1 protein-coding gene is annotated in these 865 nt (G+C 49.6%); it reads left to right on the plus strand.

The window, feature by feature from the left end:
• Window positions 1-277 precede the first annotated feature (277 nt).
• Window positions 278-865, plus strand: a 588-nt coding sequence (locus U5A67_RS40430; protein WP_321818832.1) for a filamentous hemagglutinin N-terminal domain-containing protein, incomplete at its 3' end; no start/stop codon positions are given.

An 865-nucleotide genomic window follows, 5' to 3' on the forward strand; every position in this document is an offset into this window, starting at 1 on the left:
GCGCATAAATCATTACAAGAAATTACGCGAAATTACTCTCAAATCTTAAAAGAATTTTCATTGTGGTCTCATTCGAATAATTTTCGTAAAATAGTTTGCTAACGTCAACAGACCATGCGTTATGGCTAGATTCATCTCGATATCAAAAGAATGGAATGGAGGTGAATTCGCCCGCAACAAAATGAAAAGCAGAAAGCTTCGTACAGCGCTTCTTGAAAGGCCCGGAAATACATCCATCACAAGGCGACATCGGACAGCCGCGTTGGCAGTAACCGTCATGATTGGAAGCCATTCTGCTGGCGCGCTCGCATCTACAGGTGTGGTTGCTGATGGAGGCACCAATACATCAGTCACGACAACCGCCAGTGGACATTCAACCGTCTCGATTGCACCCGCAGTCGGCGGGGTATCAAACAATACCTATAGCTCATTCAATGTATCCTCCGCTGGCGTTGACCTGGATAACACGGCCGCGAATGCACGCACGATCGTCAATCAAGTCACGAGCACCAGCCCATCGCTGATCGAAGGCACGATCAATGTGCTAGGTTCAAGAGCAAACGTCATCCTCGCGAATCCAAATGGAATTACGGTGAATGGCGGCAGCTTTCTCAATGCGGGGCATGTTGTTCTGACAACGGGCTCGGTAAGTTTTGACGACCTGTCCATCGCTACAGGTGACATTCAGCGCAATGTAGTGATTACAACGACAGGCGGAAGCATCAATATCGGCGCAGGCGGCCTGTCAGGGACGCTGGTAAATCTGGACCTGGTTGCCAGGCAGATTACCGTCGATGGCCTCGTTTCCAATGCGTATACGAGTTCGACCGGTGGCGTCCGATTGATTGCAGGTGATAGCACAACA

The organism is Paraburkholderia sp. J69-1 (genome assembly GCF_905220255.1).
Taxonomy (GTDB): Bacteria; Pseudomonadota; Gammaproteobacteria; order Burkholderiales; family Burkholderiaceae; genus Paraburkholderia.